The sequence below is a fragment of the Vibrio kyushuensis genome, assembly GCF_050337325.1.
GTDB lineage: Bacteria > Pseudomonadota > Gammaproteobacteria > Enterobacterales > Vibrionaceae > Vibrio > Vibrio kyushuensis.
The window spans coordinates 409,042-424,870 of record NZ_JAKJSV010000006.1 but is presented as its reverse complement, the minus strand read 5'-3'; the positions used below and the strand labels follow the sequence as shown (position 1 = coordinate 424,870).

The following is a 15,829-nucleotide window of genomic DNA, read 5'->3' as shown; positions in this document are numbered from 1 at the left end:
CTTAATGATAGTTTGGAGTGTAGCAAACCAAAAGGGTGGTGTCGGCAAAACAACGACGACCATCACGCTAGCTGGTTTGTTAAGCAAGCAAGGAAAGAGAGTCCTACTGGTTGATACTGACCCACATGGGTCTTTAACAACCTACCTAGGTTATGACTCCGATGATGTTCCTGCGAGTCTATTTGATCTTTTTCAATTGAAGGAATACACAGAGCAAACTGTGAACCCTTTGATTTTAAAAACGGAGATCGAAGGTATAGACATCATTCCAGCTCATATGTCTCTCGCAACTCTCGACAGAGTGATGGGCAATCGTAGCGGTATGGGGCTCATTTTAAAGAGAGCCCTTCTCGCGTTACGCGCTAACTATGATTATGTTCTTATTGATTGTCCGCCTATTCTCGGCGTTATGATGGTTAACGCACTGGCGGCTAGCGATCGAATTCTTATCCCTGTTCAAACCGAGTTTTTGGCAATGAAGGGGCTAGAGCGTATGGTTCGAACCCTCGCTATTATGCAAAAATCACGTAATAAAGGGTTTAAAGTTACCATCGTGCCTACTATGTATGACAAACGTACAAATGCGTCACTTCATACACTTAATCAGCTGAAAAAAGATTATCCCGATCAAGTTTGGAATTCTGCAGTGCCGATTGATACGAAATTTCGAGATGCAAGCTTACGCCACTTGCCAGTGTCTCACTTCGCAGCAGGGAGCCGAGGTGTTTTTGCGTACAAGCAATTATTACTATTTCTCGAGAGGCTAGGCATTAATGAGTAATCATACGCTTATTTCTAGTGAGCAAGCACTCGACGAGTATTTTACAGCGCTGTTAGATGAAGAGGAAATGCAACTCTCCGAAGAAAGTGTCGCTGAGAACATCGAACCACCTGTAGAGCTTGAGCCGGAACTTGAAGCACAAGTAGAAGTAGCCGAAAAGAGCTTTTACAAAGTACACAGTGATGAAATTGTTGCTCCAAACTTAGAAGATGTTGAGCGTCTTTTACAGCAAATGGAAGCGAGTAACCCTGTTGCTGAACTCGATTTAGAAGAAGTGCTTGATCAAAATACTCTGCAAATCGCAGCGGATAAAAAAGCTCAAGAAGAAGAGATTCAAGAGTGGCCAGTTGACGATATGGCCATTGAAGAAGTACAAGTAGAAGAAACGGTCATAGAGGCTTTAGCCGTCGATGAACCCGTTGTTCAAGAGTTCGAAATTGTAGAGCCACAAGTTGAGATAGATACAGCGGTAGAGCTTGAAACTCAAACAGGTGGGAGCCAAGTTGATGTCTGGCACAGCACAGAGCGAGTTCAAGATTTTCAGGTGCTCTACTTCGACGTTAATGGCGTTATGTTTGCAGTACCACTTGACGAACTCGGTGGCATTCATCGGTTAGGTGAATTAAGCAATCTCATTGGTCGCCCTAACTGGTATTTAGGCTTACAAACAAGCAAAGAAAATCAGTTAGATGTAGTAGATACGGCTCAGTGGGTTATGTCTGAGAAATTGACGGATGACAGCCATAAAGAACAGTATCAATATATAGTAATGATGGGTGAAAGTATGTGGGGACTTGCTGGTACCGAATTGAAGGGTACGGAGTCGCTAAGTGCAGATAAAGTCCGTTGGCGTAAGACAGCCGGAAAACGTCCATGGCTTGCGGGAATGGTTAAAGAAAAAATGTGCGCTTTGATTCATGTTGAAGCATTGATAGCTATGCTTAATGCAGGGCTTGACGTAAAAGCACTTAATAAATAAATTTGTGTCGGAAACGACTTAGAGAGGAAAAGGTATGTCTCAATCTAATGAAGTCGAAGTAAGAAAAGATCAGTCTAATGACGAAGTGCTTCAGTGGGTGACGTTCCAGCTTGAGGAAGAAACTTACGGTATCAATGTAATGCAGGTGCGTGAAGTACTACGCTATACCGAAATTGCACCAGTACCAGGCGCGCCAGATTACGTATTAGGTATTATCAACCTTCGTGGCAACGTTGTTACCGTTATTGACACGCGCTCTCGTTTTGGCTTGATGGAAGGTGAAATAACAGATAATACTCGTATTATCGTAATTGAATCTGAGCGACAAGTTATCGGTATTTTGGTCGACAGCGTTGCTGAAGTTGTTTACTTACGTTCTTCTGAAATCGATACCACCCCAAGTGTTGGTACTGATGAAAGTGCTAAGTTTATTCAAGGTGTGAGTAACCGAGATGGCAAATTGCTAATTTTGGTAGACCTTAATAAACTTCTTTCTGATGAAGAATGGGATGACATGGCTCATCTATAATGACACCTGATTTTATGATGAATACTCCCATTTTAGTGGGAGTTCTAAGTTTTATTATTGTTGTGGTTAGCTTATTGGTTTACCGCTCTGCTTCTCGCGCTAAAAAACAGCGAGAGCTTTATCATCAAAAGTTTCGTGGTTTAGATAAAGAGTTACAGAAATCTAATAAACAGCTGCTTGAAGTTCGCTCTGTTGTTGTCGGGTTAGGGCAAAGAGTGAGTGAACAACAAGATATCATTAAGCATTTAAATGAACGGATCTCTGAACTTGAACATGCTGATAGTGACGGTCGTCTCTATACAAGAGCAAGTAAGATGGTCCAGTTAGGTGCAGGGCTTCATGAACTCATCGAAGAGTGTGAGTTACCTAAAGCAGAAGCCGAGCTTATGATGTCGCTACAAAATAAGTTGACTGGAAAAGAAAAAGTCCCTCCTTTAGAAGCACAGCCTGATAAACGACAGCAAGTGCCAAGAGCCGCGCATCATCGAAAATAACAACAAAAGGAAGCCTCGCTTCCTTTTGTTGTATATGTAACTCCAAAGTAGTAAATGAGACAAGAAGTGATTAGAAATTAACAGTTTCTTACGTAGTTTCGTGACTCATGAAGCTGTTATCCTATTTCGTCTGATGTTGGCTGTGTTAATATAAGTTTCATGAATTTTCTTGATGACAACACATGCTAGAAGTAAAAAAGCTAACCGCCATCCGAGATGAAAGAGTACTGTTTGAATCCCTATCTTTTCAGATAAATGAAGGGGAATTAGTACAAGTAGAAGGTCGAAACGGTACCGGTAAAACCACACTACTGCGTATTATTACTGGACTGGGTGATCGCGATGAAGGTGATATTTTTTGGAATCAAGAAAATATCGAATCTAACCGTGACGCTTTCCATCAAGATTTGCTATTTCTTGGCCACCAAACCGGGGTCAAGCGAGAACTAACAGCATTCGAAAATCTTCATTTCTATCAATCTATCCACTCGCCGAGTTCTCGTGATAAAGAGACTATTTTTAAAGCGTTGACGAAAGTTGGGCTTGCGGGTCGTGAAGATGTGCCTGTTGCACAGCTCTCTGCTGGACAGCAACGTCGAGTTGCCTTGGCTCGCCTTTGGCTAAGCAACCAGAAATTGTGGATTCTTGACGAGCCTTTAACTGCGATAGATAAACAAGGTGTGAAAGTTCTAGAAGCACTATTTTTAGAGCATGCAGAAAATGGCGGGATAGTCATTTTGACGACACACCAGGATATGTTTACCGACAATCCTAAGTTAAGAAAAATTAAGTTAGGTAATTAACGATGATATCTATCATGAATACCATTGTTCGCCGTGAATTATTGATCGCGTTTCGCCGACAAGCCGATATTTTTAATCCATTGTGGTTTTTTATTATCGTTATTACTCTATTCCCGTTGAGTATAGGGCCTGAGCCAAATCTACTGGCAAGAATAGCGGCAGGCATTGTTTGGGTCGCAGCATTACTATCAGCTCTTCTATCATTGGAAAGACTTTTCCGAGATGATTTTCAAGATGGGGCGTTAGAGCAAATGATGCTCATGCCAATTCCATTGCCAATCGTAGTGATCTCAAAAGTTATCGCTCACTGGGTGTTAACGGGTTTACCGTTGATCATTATTAGCCCTTTATTGTCGATTCTTCTATCACTCGATTTTAATACGTGGAAGGCGGTAGTATTGACCTTACTCGTCGGCACACCAACGCTTAGTTTTATAGGTGCAATTGGTGTCGCACTTACTGTCGGTTTACAAAAGGGCGGAGTATTATTGAGTCTGCTAATTTTGCCGCTCTATATTCCAATATTGATCTTCGCTACATCTGCGATAGATGCCGCTTCACTAGGCGTTGCATACAACGGTCAATTAGCGATTCTAGGAGCCATGTTTATCGGTTCGATGACATTAACACCATTTGCTATCAGCGCGGCACTTCGTGTAAGTGTCCATTAAAAGTTTATTTTTATAATTCTAGAGCGGGCATTAAGTTCGTCTAAACGAAGTTAGAGTGAGAAATTACAATGTGGAAATGGCTTCACCCTTATGCAAAGCCAGAAACCTCTTACCAGTTATGCGGTAAGTTGATTCCTTGGTTTGCAGTCTTGGCACTGTTGTGTCTTTGTTTAGGTACCATTTGGGGCCTAGCCTACGCACCTTCTGATTATCAGCAAGGAAACAGTTTCCGGATAATCTATATTCACGTTCCTTCGGCTATTTGGTCGATGGGTGCATATATGTCGATGGCGATTGCAGCTTTTATCGGCTTGGTTTGGCAGGTCCGTTTATCAAGTATGGCGGCTGCAGCCATGGCACCTATTGGCGCAGTGTTCACCTTTATTGCTCTGTTAACAGGCGCAGTGTGGGGGAAACCAATGTGGGGAACATGGTGGGTATGGGATGCTCGATTAACAGCTGAACTCATTCTTCTATTTCTATATTTGGGTGTTATTGCTCTCTATCACGCGTTTGATGATCAAAAAACGGCTGCGAAAGCTGCTGGTATATTGGCGATCGTTGGTGTGGTGAATCTTCCTATTATTCACTTCTCGGTTGAGTGGTGGAATACGTTGCATCAAGGTGCGACGATCACGAAATTTGAAAAGCCTTCCATTTCTAACGACATGTTATGGCCATTGCTTCTCAATATATTTGGTTTTGCATTTTTCTTTGGTTGGGTCACCATGATTCGTTTCCGCAATGAAATCATCAGCAAAGAAACCCACAGACCATGGATTATTCAATTAGCTTCTAAGAAATCTCAGGGAGAAGTTTAATCATGTATTTTGACTCACTGAGTGAGCTCTTTCAGATGGGTGGCTACGCCGCTTATGTATGGAGTGCTTTCGGTATTACATTTTTATCATTGTTTATTATTTTAGTCACAAGTATCCGACGAGGTAAGAACCTACTTAAAGAGGTTCAAGCAAAAGTCGATCGTCAAGCTCGAATTGATGCAGCGAAGGATCTGGAGAACACTTTATGACCCCAAGACGTAAAAAGAGGCTCGGTATTGTTCTTGCGATATTTATTGGTATCGCCTCTACCGTTGGTTTGATGCTCTATGCATTGAATCAAAATATGGACCTTTTCTATACCCCAACCGAACTGGTCAATGGTAAACCTGACGGCACTAAGCCTGAAGTAGGCCAAAGACTTCGTATTGGCGGCATGGTTGTACCTGGTTCTGTTTCACGTGATACTCAATCACTTCGTGTTAGCTTTGATCTACACGATGTTGGCCCTAAAGTTACTGTCGTTTACGATGGAATTCTTCCTGATCTGTTCCGTGAAGGGCAGGGCATTGTTGCTCAAGGCGTACTGCTAGATGCGACAACAGTTGAAGCATTTGAAGTTCTTGCTAAACATGATGAAGATTATGTACCTGCAGAAATTGCTGAAGCGATGAAAAAAACGCATGAGCCATTGCAATATACAGATGAGCAATTGCAAGGAAGTGATCAATGATCGTTGAAATTGGCCACTTTGCCTTAATTGTATCGTTAGGAATGGCTGTACTACTTAGTATTCTGCCGCTCATTGGCGTATCTCGTAACAACACTATGCTAATCAATTCTGCAAGACCTCTGTCTTGGGGAATGTTTTTACTGATCTTCGTTTCGTTTGTCGTTCTGTTATGGGCATTTTATGTCAATGACTTTACCGTCAATTACGTTGCGACTAACTCGAATAGTCAACTTCCTTGGTACTATCGATTAACAGCGGTATGGGGTGCACACGAAGGTTCATTGCTACTTTGGGCACTGATTCAAGCGGGTTGGACAGTTGCTGTTGCCAGCTTTAGTCGCGGCATGCCACAAGAGTCTGTTGCGCGTGTTCTAGCTGTAATGGGTATGATCACGGTAGGTTTCCTGCTGTTTATCATCGTTACTTCAAACCCATTCCTACGCACGTTGCCTTTCTTCCCTGTAGATGGTCGTGATTTAAACCCGCTACTTCAAGATCCGGGTTTGATTATCCATCCCCCTATGCTTTATATGGGTTATGTTGGATTCTCGGTGGCGTTCTCGTTTGCTATTGCATCGCTGATGTCAGGTCGTTTAGATACAGCCTGGGCACGTTGGTCTCGCCCTTGGACAACCGCAGCATGGTTATTCCTAACGCTAGGTATCGCGCTTGGTTCATGGTGGGCTTACTATGAACTTGGCTGGGGCGGTTGGTGGTTCTGGGATCCAGTAGAAAACGCATCATTTATGCCTTGGCTTGCCGGTACTGCTTTGATGCACTCATTAGCGGTGACTGAAAAACGTGGTACGTTCAAAGCTTGGACTGTGCTTTTAGCTATCTCAGCATTCTCGTTAAGTTTACTAGGTACATTCTTAGTACGTTCGGGCATATTGGTTTCTGTACACGCATTTGCATCTGATCCTGCGCGCGGTATGTTCATCTTAGGATTTTTAATCTGTGTTATCGGTGGTTCACTACTACTTTTCGCATTAAAAGGTTCAAAGGTCCGAGTTCGTGGTAATTACGAATTAGTTTCACGTGAGAATGCACTATTAGGTAACAACATACTATTAATGGCGGCATTGGCCGTAGTAATGGTCGGCACATTACTTCCACTGGTTCATAAACAGTTGGGTCTTGGGTCTGTATCCATCGGTGCGCCATTCTTTGACATGTTGTTTGCATGGCTAATGATCCCATTCTCTTTCCTATTAGGTATTGGTCCACTAATCCGTTGGAAGCGTGATCACCTATCTAAGCTTGTTAAGCCAATGATGATCTCAGGTGCGTTGTCTTTAGCACTTGCTGCACTTTCTATCTATGTCTTTGCTGAACACTATAGCGGTATGGCATTTATGGGGTGGGTAATGGCGTACTGGATCATTATCATGCATGGCTTTGAGCTTTATGAACGAGCGACGCACCGTCATACATTCTCAAAGGGTATAACAAAATTACCGCGTAGCCATTGGGCGATGATCTGTGGACATATAGGCCTTGCAATTACGGTTATCGGTATTGCGATGGTGCAAAACTACAGTATTGAAAGAGATGTACGTTTAGCACCTGGTGAGCACTACCAAATCCAAGGTTACGATTTCTACTTTGAAGGTTTGCGTGATAAAGACGGCCCGAACTACGACGGCTACATTGCTGACTTTGTGATCACAAGAGATGGCGAGTACGTGAATACTCTTCATGCTGAAAAGCGTTTTTATCGAACATCTCGTTCTATGATGACTGAGGCAGCTATTGACGCGTCTGTAACTCGTGATCTATATATCGCGATGGGTGAGCGTCTTGATGATAACGTTTCTTGGGCTGTTCGAATTTATCATAAACCGTTTATCCGTTGGATCTGGGCTGGTTCACTATTGATGTCACTGGGTGGTGCGATAGCAATCAGTGATAAGCGTTACCGCTTCAGAAAATCAGACAAGCCAAGTAAAGCGAAGGAGGCATAAATGAACAAGAAGATATTATTTATTCCTCTGATCGCGTTTATGGCGCTAGCGGCTATTTTTGCAACGCAATTGGTACGGAACTCACAAGGTGATGATCCAACAAAGCTTGAGTCAGTATTGATTGGAAAAGAAGTACCAGAGTTTCGCTTAGAAGACTTGGTACAGCCAGGTAAGCTTTATAGCCAAGACATCTTTAAAGGTGAACCACTGCTGCTCAATGTTTGGGCAACGTGGTGTCCAACCTGTTATGCAGAGCACCAATACCTAAATGAACTTTCATCTCAAGGCGTTAAAATTATTGGGCTGAACTATAAAGACGACCGTGAAAAAGCGGTAGGTTGGTTGACCAATCTTGGTAATCCATACCTTATTAGCTTGTTCGATGGTAATGGCATGCTAGGGCTTGATCTTGGTGTGTATGGTGCGCCTGAAACGTTCTTAATTGATGCAAATGGCGTTGTGCGTTATCGACACGTTGGTGATGTGAATTCGCGTAACTGGGCTGAAAAATTAGGTCCAATGTACGCGGCACTGTTAGAGGAGGCGAAATAATGAAGAAACTAATTATCGCTTTCTTCGCAGTGTTTGCCATTTCGATGGGAGCGTCTGCGGCGATCGATGTTCATGAGTTTGATACTCTAGAACAAGAGCTACAATTCAAGGACCTTAGTCACACGCTGCGTTGCCCTAAATGTCAGAACAATACTATCGGTGATTCAAATGCCGAACTTGCTCAAGACTTACGTCAAAAAGTGTATGAGATGACAAAAGAGGGCAAATCAAAATCAGAAATTATTGATTACATGATTGCTCGATATGGCAACTTTGTTACCTATAATCCACCGTTGACTCTGGCGACGTCTATTTTATGGGGCGGTCCTTTCATCGTCATCATTGTTGGCTTTGGCTTAATTGTACTTCGTAGTAAAAAGCCTAAAGTCGTTGATACTGCGACAAATGAAGATTGGGATGCCGATAAAGAAGCACGTCTGAAGGCGCTGCTTGATGAAAAAAATGATGGAGATAAGCAGTAATGACATTATTTTGGGTCGCTTCTGTAATATTGGTTCTCTTTGGTTGTGTGTTGATTTGTCTTCCTGCGTTAAAGCAAAAGGCAAACAATGATCAATCGTTAAGAGATGAGTTAAATAAAGCATTCTATAAAGACCGATTAACCGAGCTTGAAGAAGAAGATAAAGAAGGCCTTGTAAATGATCAACAAGAGTTAATATCTGATCTTAAACAATCTTTGTTAGATGACGTACCAAGTGACACTAAGGCGAGTAGCGAAACATCTATATCGCCACTCGTTATGATTGTTCCTTCTATTATCCTGACAGTTGCATTGTCCTACGGAATGTACGCCAAATTTGGCGCAATGGATAAAGTCATAGAGTGGAATGAAGTCACGAGTAACCTTCCTGAACTCTCGAAAAAGTTAATGGACCCTAATGGGGTGATGTTGACGGATGACGAGATGGAAGATTTAACACTGGGTCTTCGTACACGTTTACACGCTGAACCTAGAGATAAAACGGGTTGGTTATTGCTTGGTCGTATTGCACTTGCTAATCGCGATGTTGAAACTGCAATGGGTGCGATGAAACGTGCTTATCGTCTAGATACTAGCGATCAAGATGTTCAGTTAGGTTTTGCCCAAGCATTGATGATGTCGGGTGATGAAGCGGATCAAAACCGTGCGCGACTAATGCTGAACAACCTTGTTCAACAAGACTATGTTGATTTGCGAGTATTCTCACTGTTGGCGTTTGATGCGTTTGAGCAAAATGATTACGCTGGAGCAGCAAGATACTGGAGCATCATGCAACAGATGATTGGTCCTGAAGATAGCCGCTACGAAATGCTTGCTCGAAGCATTGAAAGTGCACAGAAGAAAATGGGTGTAACAGCTTCGGAAGGCACTTCTGGTGCTCATGGCTCTGGAACACAAACTCTTCAAGGCAGCTCAGTGGCTATCACTATTTCACTCGCTGATAACGTTGAAACCCAGCAAGATAGTGCACTCATTGTCTCTATTCATAGTGCAGATGGTGCACCAATGCCAGTTGCTGCTGCTCGTTATCCTTTGGGTAGCTTTCCAAGAACCGTAGTATTGGATGATGGAAACAGCATGATCAAAGAGCGTAAGCTTTCTAGCTTAGAAAGTTACATAGTTCGCGTTCGTCTTGATACCGATGGTAATGTTTCAACCAAAGAAGGCGATTGGTACGGTGAAAGCTCTGTCGCACAAATGGGCGAATCTGCCACTGTCATTGTCGATAAACGTTATTGATTATGAATCAGCTGTTATACTAGCCGTGATGCATGGTTAGCTGATGTAATAAAAGGCCGATGTATTCATCGGCCTTTTGTTTATATAGACAAAAGTGATGCAGAACAGTAAATTGATAACAGTAACTGAATAGAATGCTTACTTTATGGAAGAAGTAGTCTATAGATACAGAAACATATAGGTAAAGTACTAGATGGGCAGGGGTAAATGGATTTAAACCGAGCGCTAATAATTAAGCTTGCAATGATGTCTGCTTTTTTGACAGGTTGTGCTTCTGCCCCCGATGGTGAGGAAAAGCAAGCCAGTGATCCTATACAAAGCTTTAACAGAACCATGTGGACGATTAATTACGATTACTTGGACCCATATCTTGTCCGTCCGACCTCTCTTGCCTACGTAAACTACGTCCCATCTCCAATTCGTAAAGGCATTGCCAATTTCCTATCAAACCTTGATGAACCTTCAAGCATGGTAAATAACCTTGTTATGGGTAATGGCGAGAAAGCATTAGATCATTTTAATCGTTTTTGGCTCAATTCTACGTTCGGTCTGTTAGGCTTGATTGATATTGCTTCAGAGGCAGGCATCACGAATCATGGTGATAAAACCTTTAGTGATGCTGCTGGGCATTACGGTGTGGGTAATGGTCCTTATGTGATGGTGCCTGCTTATGGTCCTTGGACAGTGAGAGAAGCGACGGACGTGGTTGATGGTTTATATGCCCCATTGTCTTACGTAAGTTTCTGGGCCGGGCTTGGTAAATGGGCGTTTGAAGGGATGGAATCGCGCGCGCGTTTAGTGTCGCAAGAATCAATGCTTCATAATTCCCCTGATCCATATTCACTCACCCGCGATGTCTATCTTCAACACCAAGACTTTAGAGCAGAAATTGAAAGTGACGATTATGATGAGGAAGAAGAAGACTTCCTAGATGATTATCTCGACGAAGATTTTTAGACTCAATTTAGATTAAGAGGAGGGCACATTTGGCCCGCCTCTTAGATTTTATTTTTCTCAGAACAAATCAGTTTAGAGCGTATTCAATTTAGAACGTATAGTTCGCTTGAACGCCTATCAACCACACACTTCCAGACGTCGTCCCTGTGAATGCTCCACCTATTTCTTGTGCACTATCATCAGACTCATACCCACGAGACTCTTTAATATCTGCGTCTTTGGCAAAAATGTAAGTTAACCCGCCATCGAAACTCAGTTGAGAGCTGACTTCATAGCTTGCACCAAGACTTAGCCATGTACGATCTGTTTCCGGAATCGTGATTGTTCGGTTTTTATCATCAACGGCAGACATGTCGTAAGCAATACCACTGCGTAGCGCTACTTTTTGGTTTAGTTGATAAGTTGCACCAACTGCAAAACGGTAGCTGTCTTCCCAGTTCTCTACTTTCACCATGTGGGTGCCATAAGTATCTAAGTGCGCTTCAAGCTTTTCAAAACTGCTCCAGTCTGTCCAGTTAACGCTGGCGTGCACAGCAAGTTGCTCATTTAATTGGTGGAAGCTAGCAAGCTCTGCGGTAGCTGGAAGCGCAAGAGTCATATAACCATTATCACGAGTGCTTGATGGAATACCAAAACCTAACCCTTCAGCATAGCCTTCAAGTTTTAACTCAACTTCTGACTTGTAGGCAAAACCTATTCGATGATCAGCGTTTATTTGCCAAGCCGTGCCAAGCTGCCAACCCCAAGCCGTATCGTCACCTTCCATGTATTTTAGAGTTGTACCTTGAGGTAAACTCGGCTCCGATTGTTTTGGAGAGGTCGCACCGAAATGGCCTTCACCCATAACGTAACGAATACCACCACCGATGCTAATTTCGTCATTAAGTCGATAAGCAAGGTTTAGGTTGGCTTCCATGCTTTTCACCATGGCTTCGTTACCAAAATGGCTCGCAGCAAAGTCGTTGTCTAATTCGGTTTCCATTCCATAGTTAGTACCAAGCGCTACGCCCAGAACAAGTTGCTCGTTAAGCTGATGTGAGAAATAGAAATTGGGAATAACCGCACTGTTAGCAAAATCATCAGACTGTGTATCAAGTGCGCCGTTAATTTGGCCGCTTACGTCAACATTTGGGTCAACATAAATAGCACCCACAGAAATCTGTGTGCCTGATAGGTAAGTTAGCATTGCTGGGTTTCGCCATTGAGCACTAGCATTGTCTGCCATGGCAGCTTCGCCCGCATAAGCGCGGCCTAAACCTGTCGCTGAGTATTCAGCTAATTGAAAGCCTGCGGCAGAGGCGATAGAAGGGGTAGAAAGAAGGCCTGCCGTCACTGCTGTTGATAAAAGCGTTTTATAAATCGTTTTTGTTTTCATTGTCATGTTCGCTCAATTAAGTCCATTCAGGTGATGAATGTTATTATTAGAGTTTTTACTTTAGAAATTAAAAACAGTGTATTTAGAGTATTAAGACTAAAAAACTTTCAAGTGGATTGTTTTTAGTGAAATAGTCTAGATGTTATGGGCTTGTTTCATTTTTTCAGCGAACAGTTGTGATATGAAAGGAGTGGTATTTGTTAAAGATTTGAATTTTTAATGCTTAGAAATAACAAAAGGGCTGGAAAACCAGCCCTTTAAAGATCGTAATTATATTGAATTAGAATCTGTGAGTATACTGAACACCAAATAGCATCGCTGTTGCTTTTGTTGTTGTATCAAGCGTTAAAGTTTGGCCTGAGGCACTGATAGTGTCTTGAACGCTAGTATCTTCACCAACTAGGTAAGTAAAGCCAAGATCAAGTGTTTGATCTTTGTTGAAGTGGTAACTTGCACCAGCTGAGAACCATTGGCGGTCTGAATCAGGTACTGATACTGAAGTTAGCTCATTCTGTACGCCTTCATCGAACATGTAGCCGATACGTGCTTCCCAGTTTTGGTTGATGTAGTAAGTACCACCAATTGAGTAATGGAAAGTATCTTGCCACTTGTAATCTTTGATGTTTGTACCATCAGTTGTTACAAGTGCATCAAAGTCGCTCCAGCTGATATATTGAACACTGTAATGTACCGCAAATTTTGTATCTTCAATACGGTGGTAACCTGAGAACTCCGCCATTGAAGGTAGTGGCATTTTTAGATCGCCAATATTATCGTTACCAGCGTATGAAACAGTACCACTTGCTTCAATTTCAGGGCTGTAGTGGTAGCTCAAACCGAAACGGTTGTTTTCATCCAGTTCATAAACAGCACCAAGGTTGAAACCAACCCCCCAACCTGATGCATCGACATCCATTAGGTTCTGAGTAGATGTTTGACCTGTTGCTGTTGATGAACCAGGAGCACCTAGTTCAACATTCATCGTTGTATCGCGTTTTAGTTCACCTTCACCGTGAATAATGTCAATACCAGCACCTATGCTCCACTGATCATTAATTCGGTATGAACCAGCAATTAGTAGGTTCATTGAAGTTACGTTAGTAGTACCGCCGAACGCATCTGCACCAGGAACGGCTGCCAGTGGATTCCCCGAACCATCAACGTATAAATTACCAGTTTCTGAACCCCAGTTATTATCAAACTCATTAGTAGTACCGAAGTTTGAGTATGCTCCAAAACCAACCGCGAATTTATCATTAATAGGGACTGCAACGAAAAGGTTTGGAACAATTGAAGTTGCGTCATTGGTTGTATCGGCAATTGCTACTGGGCCGCCTGAAACAGGTGAAGTGTAATTAGTACCTGTAATGTCAACTTCTGAGCTGATGACGTTAACGCCTAGAGATAGTTCTGTGCGATCAAAAAGCGCAAGAGCGGCGGCGTTACGAGACATAGCTGAAGCGTTATCTGCGATAACTGCATCACCAGCGAATGCACGGCCAAGGCCGGTTGCTGATTGAGAGTTAAGTTGGAAGCCTGCTGCTGTTACTTGCGCAGAGGCAAGAGAAGCTGAGGCGATGGTCACTGCTAGAAGCGATTTTTTAAACAGACGCGAGTTGTTCATAGTTGCTTTTTCCTTTTTGTAATATTCGCCTCTAGTTGGGCGATATATTTGAGCAAATGCTCAGTTGGTGGCTGATCCTAGACTCAAGTATATAGCAAAGAAATCCGACCACTGAGAAATTTGGTGGTAAAATTAACGAAATGATGGCGAACTGACACGAAAAAGCGAATAAAACACTGTTTTTAGAGTTTTGACTCTATAAAATAGGCAAAAAAATGGCCCCAATATGAAACTGGAGCCATTTACTGGTAATAATTAGCTTATTGGGTGGAGATCACCATGGAGGCGAGCTTTTCGGCTATTTTAGCGACATCTTCGCCTTCTTCTCCAACAATAACCATACTGGAATTATTGATGGGCTCGACGATGCCTGTCATCCCTTTTTTAGTAAACTCGTTACGATCTTGTTCAAAGATGTTGGTCACAAATAGCGTGACTCTTCCTTTTTCACCTTTGAACACCATGTGCATCGCATTCGAGTCACCAAACCCGCAATGATTTAGGTAATAGACATGGTATGGGAAATCTTGATCAAACTTAACGTTAAAAGGCTGCATTTTAACGTTAATCTGATATGAGCCAACGCGTTCATCTAAAGGAGCGATAAAATCCTTTTCATTAATAACGTGCTCCATTGCCGTGCTGGCCAAGCTAGCTTGAGCGGGTGAAACAAGCACATTGCCCCAATTCAGTTGGCCTGCGAATAAACCAACCGCAAACGCGACAGAAGCAGCTAACGCCATTGAACGTTTAGAAAAGCTAGGGCGAATAACATTTGAGTCGTCGCTAGGTTGATTAAATAAGATTTTATCAGCCAGTCCATCCGGCGCATCCACTTTCATCGCGTTTAAAATTTGCGCGTCGAGATCCAGAGCTTCATCTAAAAACTTACTGTTTGCCTCGCTGGCGCTGATCGCTTCTAAAATGTCGTTATCCCTGAATTTAGGGTCCGACATAATATGGCGGCGAAATTCTAAATCATCCATTTTGCTGCCCTCTGGTTGACTGCGATGAATCCATCATCTCTTTTAATTGATTACGAGCTCTGAATAAGCGTGTCATTACCGTGTTTTTATTGAGATCCAGTATCGAACCGATCTCTTCACCGCTGAATCCCCCCACTACTTGTAAGAAGAGTGGCTCTCGGTATTCAACATCCAATTTCATAATCAGCTTTTGTAGCCATTCAGACTGATGATGCGAATCATCGCTGACGACCGCATCATTACCGTAATCATCAATATCGACAAGATCGAATTGCTTTCGCTCAAAGCGCCTCGCGTTCTCACGTCTTAATATTGTGATGAGCCATGACTTGGCTGCCTTTTCATCTTGCAAGCTATCCAAAGATTTCCATGCTCTTAAGCAGGTTTCTTGGACGAGATCTTCCGCTATGCTCTTATCTTTACAGAGCCAAAATCCGTAGCGAAACAGGTCAAGGTGATAGGCGCGTACAAGTGCTTCGTACTTTCGTTGCTTATCCATATCAGAGTTGACCGTACGTTTTGGTTTTTTCTTTCCAAACATTTCGATTATTGACACTTAAGTCTCCATCTAGGGGTCAATGAGTTCAAACTTGAGATTAATTGATCTAACTCAAAATCTTATACCTTATTGTAGCTATAGTACAACCTGTCATCTAGTTAGCTCTATGAGCTAGCGTGTTGAGCAAGATGACACTTCCTTTTGAAGGCTGACTTTACTTTCTCCTAATCAGGAAACTGATTTTTACAATTGGCGTTAAGTTAATTGCTTTATACATTCCAACCACACAGCTTTGTGTGGTTTTTTTTACCTGTTTCTTCTCTTTTCCTTACTTTACCTCCTGTTTGTCCTCTTACTTTCTC

18 protein-coding genes are annotated in these 15,829 nt (G+C 42.6%); 14 read left to right on the top strand and 4 right to left on the bottom strand.

Going from position 1 to position 15,829, the window contains the following annotated elements:
• Positions 1–4 precede the first annotated feature (4 nt).
• The 14 genes from L4D20_RS15495 to L4D20_RS15430 all read left to right on the top strand — a co-directional run bounded on the left by L4D20_RS15495 (position 5) and on the right by L4D20_RS15430 (position 10,983).
• Positions 5–781 (top strand): ParA family protein, encoded by a 777-nt coding sequence (locus L4D20_RS15495; RefSeq protein WP_428802504.1) that lies wholly within the window; start codon positions 5–7, stop codon positions 779–781.
• Positions 774–1,760: a chemotaxis protein CheW gene (locus L4D20_RS15490; RefSeq protein ID WP_428802503.1), complete on the top strand. Its 987-nt coding sequence runs from the start codon at positions 774–776 to the stop codon at positions 1,758–1,760. Before L4D20_RS15495 ends, L4D20_RS15490 begins: the two co-directional genes overlap by 8 nt.
• Before the next feature lie 34 nt (positions 1,761–1,794).
• The gene (locus tag L4D20_RS15485; RefSeq protein WP_017035204.1) at positions 1,795–2,289 is read left to right on the top strand and encodes a chemotaxis protein CheW; all 495 of its coding nucleotides are present in this window, start codon (positions 1,795–1,797) and stop codon (positions 2,287–2,289) included.
• Entirely contained in the window at positions 2,289–2,783 is a 495-nt protein-coding gene (locus L4D20_RS15480) for a DUF2802 domain-containing protein (RefSeq protein WP_428802502.1), read from the top strand. Before L4D20_RS15485 ends, L4D20_RS15480 begins: the two co-directional genes overlap by 1 nt.
• Positions 2,784–2,965: 182 nt before the next feature.
• On the top strand, positions 2,966–3,586 hold the full coding sequence (ccmA, locus tag L4D20_RS15475; RefSeq protein WP_428802501.1) for a cytochrome c biogenesis heme-transporting ATPase CcmA: 621 nt from the start codon (positions 2,966–2,968) through the stop codon (positions 3,584–3,586).
• Positions 3,587–3,588: 2 nt separating this feature from the next.
• Entirely contained in the window at positions 3,589–4,257 is a 669-nt protein-coding gene (gene ccmB, locus L4D20_RS15470) for a heme exporter protein CcmB (RefSeq protein ID WP_428802500.1), read from the top strand.
• Positions 4,258–4,325: 68 nt separating this feature from the next.
• Positions 4,326–5,078: a heme ABC transporter permease gene (locus L4D20_RS15465; RefSeq protein ID WP_428802499.1), complete on the top strand. Its 753-nt coding sequence runs from the start codon at positions 4,326–4,328 to the stop codon at positions 5,076–5,078.
• 2 nt (positions 5,079–5,080) lie between these two features.
• Positions 5,081–5,287 carry a heme exporter protein CcmD gene (gene ccmD / locus L4D20_RS15460; RefSeq protein ID WP_428802498.1) on the top strand — a complete coding sequence of 69 codons (207 nt, stop codon included), beginning with the start codon at positions 5,081–5,083 and terminating at the stop codon, positions 5,285–5,287.
• The gene (gene ccmE / locus L4D20_RS15455; RefSeq protein WP_428802497.1) at positions 5,284–5,769 is read left to right on the top strand and encodes a cytochrome c maturation protein CcmE; all 486 of its coding nucleotides are present in this window, start codon (positions 5,284–5,286) and stop codon (positions 5,767–5,769) included. The genes ccmD and ccmE overlap by 4 nt, the downstream gene beginning before the upstream one ends.
• Positions 5,766–7,733, top strand: a complete 1,968-nt coding sequence (locus L4D20_RS15450) for a heme lyase CcmF/NrfE family subunit (RefSeq protein WP_428802496.1) — start codon at positions 5,766–5,768, stop codon at positions 7,731–7,733. Before ccmE ends, L4D20_RS15450 begins: the two co-directional genes overlap by 4 nt.
• Entirely contained in the window at positions 7,734–8,285 is a 552-nt protein-coding gene (locus L4D20_RS15445; RefSeq protein ID WP_428802495.1) for a DsbE family thiol:disulfide interchange protein, read from the top strand.
• Positions 8,285–8,767 carry a cytochrome c-type biogenesis protein gene (locus L4D20_RS15440; protein WP_428802494.1) on the top strand — a complete coding sequence of 161 codons (483 nt, stop codon included), beginning with the start codon at positions 8,285–8,287 and terminating at the stop codon, positions 8,765–8,767. The genes L4D20_RS15445 and L4D20_RS15440 overlap by 1 nt, the downstream gene beginning before the upstream one ends.
• On the top strand, positions 8,767–10,026 hold the full coding sequence (gene ccmI / locus L4D20_RS15435; RefSeq protein ID WP_428802493.1) for a c-type cytochrome biogenesis protein CcmI: 1,260 nt from the start codon (positions 8,767–8,769) through the stop codon (positions 10,024–10,026). Before L4D20_RS15440 ends, ccmI begins: the two co-directional genes overlap by 1 nt.
• A 207-nt stretch (positions 10,027–10,233) precedes the next feature.
• Positions 10,234–10,983 carry an MlaA family lipoprotein gene (locus tag L4D20_RS15430; protein WP_428802492.1) on the top strand — a complete coding sequence of 250 codons (750 nt, stop codon included), beginning with the start codon at positions 10,234–10,236 and terminating at the stop codon, positions 10,981–10,983.
• Positions 10,984–11,071: 88 nt separating this feature from the next.
• On the opposite strand, the gene L4D20_RS15425 is transcribed toward L4D20_RS15430, so the two are convergent.
• The 4 genes from L4D20_RS15425 to L4D20_RS15410 form a co-directional block, all read right to left on the bottom strand.
• Positions 11,072–12,358 carry an outer membrane protein transport protein gene (locus L4D20_RS15425; RefSeq protein WP_428802540.1) on the bottom strand — a complete coding sequence of 429 codons (1,287 nt, stop codon included), beginning with the start codon at positions 12,356–12,358 and terminating at the stop codon, positions 11,072–11,074.
• 280 nt (positions 12,359–12,638) lie between these two features.
• Positions 12,639–13,982 carry an outer membrane protein transport protein gene (locus L4D20_RS15420; protein ID WP_428802491.1) on the bottom strand — a complete coding sequence of 448 codons (1,344 nt, stop codon included), beginning with the start codon at positions 13,980–13,982 and terminating at the stop codon, positions 12,639–12,641.
• 260 nt (positions 13,983–14,242) lie between these two features.
• Positions 14,243–14,968: a DUF3379 domain-containing protein gene (locus L4D20_RS15415; protein ID WP_428802490.1), complete on the bottom strand. Its 726-nt coding sequence runs from the start codon at positions 14,966–14,968 to the stop codon at positions 14,243–14,245.
• Positions 14,961–15,509, bottom strand: a complete 549-nt coding sequence (locus L4D20_RS15410) for a sigma-70 family RNA polymerase sigma factor (RefSeq protein ID WP_428802539.1) — start codon at positions 15,507–15,509, stop codon at positions 14,961–14,963. Before L4D20_RS15410 ends, L4D20_RS15415 begins: the two co-directional genes overlap by 8 nt.
• Between the last annotated feature and the right edge of the window lie 320 nt (positions 15,510–15,829).

Bases quoted from the DNA above. Each gene is read 5' to 3' on its own strand.
- L4D20_RS15495 (WP_428802504.1), top strand. From the start codon at position 5: ATGATAGTTTGGAGTGTAGCAAACCAAAAGGGTGGTGTCGGCAAAACA.
- L4D20_RS15490 (WP_428802503.1), top strand. From the start codon at position 774: ATGAGTAATCATACGCTTATTTCTAGTGAGCAAGCACTCGACGAGTAT.
- L4D20_RS15485 (WP_017035204.1), top strand. From the start codon at position 1,795: ATGTCTCAATCTAATGAAGTCGAAGTAAGAAAAGATCAGTCTAATGAC.
- L4D20_RS15480 (WP_428802502.1), top strand. From the start codon at position 2,289: ATGACACCTGATTTTATGATGAATACTCCCATTTTAGTGGGAGTTCTA.
- ccmA (WP_428802501.1), top strand. From the start codon at position 2,966: ATGCTAGAAGTAAAAAAGCTAACCGCCATCCGAGATGAAAGAGTACTG.
- ccmB (WP_428802500.1), top strand. From the start codon at position 3,589: ATGATATCTATCATGAATACCATTGTTCGCCGTGAATTATTGATCGCG.
- L4D20_RS15465 (WP_428802499.1), top strand. From the start codon at position 4,326: ATGTGGAAATGGCTTCACCCTTATGCAAAGCCAGAAACCTCTTACCAG.
- ccmD (WP_428802498.1), top strand. From the start codon at position 5,081: ATGTATTTTGACTCACTGAGTGAGCTCTTTCAGATGGGTGGCTACGCC.
- ccmE (WP_428802497.1), top strand. From the start codon at position 5,284: ATGACCCCAAGACGTAAAAAGAGGCTCGGTATTGTTCTTGCGATATTT.
- L4D20_RS15450 (WP_428802496.1), top strand. From the start codon at position 5,766: ATGATCGTTGAAATTGGCCACTTTGCCTTAATTGTATCGTTAGGAATG.
- L4D20_RS15445 (WP_428802495.1), top strand. From the start codon at position 7,734: ATGAACAAGAAGATATTATTTATTCCTCTGATCGCGTTTATGGCGCTA.
- L4D20_RS15440 (WP_428802494.1), top strand. From the start codon at position 8,285: ATGAAGAAACTAATTATCGCTTTCTTCGCAGTGTTTGCCATTTCGATG.
- ccmI (WP_428802493.1), top strand. From the start codon at position 8,767: ATGACATTATTTTGGGTCGCTTCTGTAATATTGGTTCTCTTTGGTTGT.
- L4D20_RS15430 (WP_428802492.1), top strand. From the start codon at position 10,234: ATGGATTTAAACCGAGCGCTAATAATTAAGCTTGCAATGATGTCTGCT.
- L4D20_RS15425 (WP_428802540.1), bottom strand. From the start codon at position 12,358: ATGAAAACAAAAACGATTTATAAAACGCTTTTATCAACAGCAGTGACG.
- L4D20_RS15420 (WP_428802491.1), bottom strand. From the start codon at position 13,982: ATGAACAACTCGCGTCTGTTTAAAAAATCGCTTCTAGCAGTGACCATC.
- L4D20_RS15415 (WP_428802490.1), bottom strand. From the start codon at position 14,968: ATGGATGATTTAGAATTTCGCCGCCATATTATGTCGGACCCTAAATTC.
- L4D20_RS15410 (WP_428802539.1), bottom strand. From the start codon at position 15,509: ATGTTTGGAAAGAAAAAACCAAAACGTACGGTCAACTCTGATATGGAT.